This window comes from Bacillus sp. LR--39, from assembly GCF_053613335.1.
In genome coordinates, this window is sequence record NZ_JBSIOT010001471.1 from 1 (window position 1) to 541 (window position 541).

Annotated in this window: 1 protein-coding gene; it reads right to left on the bottom strand. The window is 50.1% G+C overall.

Annotated elements, in window-relative coordinates:
* A partial coding sequence (locus tag ACWHAR_RS31200) for a glycogen synthase (RefSeq protein WP_452088944.1) occupies nt 1–541 on the bottom strand: 541 nt, incomplete at both ends.

Genomic DNA, 541 nt, shown 5'->3' on the forward strand with positions numbered 1-541 from the left:
GCTTCCCCCTTTATCTCCCGGCTGTATAACCGCTGATACTGACGGGCTGACAAAGCCCAGCTGACATCATGTGTCATCGCTTTTTGAACGATCCTGCCCCACTCTTCTTTCCTGTGATAAAATGACAGTGCTCTTTTGATCGTATGCTTCATATCATGGGCGTTAAAATGGGCGAACGTAAAACCGTTGCCTTCACCGGTTGTTTCCCGGTAAGCGGTCACCGTATCATGAAGCCCGCCTGTTTCCCTGACAACCGGCACCGCGCCGTACCTGAGGGCAATCAGCTGTCCAAGACCGCACGGCTCGAATTTTGAAGGCATCAGGAAAAGATCGCTCGCGGCATAAATCTTGCGGCTGGGCGGTTCATGAAAACCGATATACGCCTTGCACCTGTCCGGAAAAGCATGCTCCATATAGCGGAAGTAATTTTCAAATTCCGCTTCTCCGGTTCCTAAAACGATCAGCTGCATGTCTTCTTCTTCAAACAGTTCATGCAATACCCGCTTGATCAAATCGAAGCCTTTTTGCTTCGTCAGCCTTG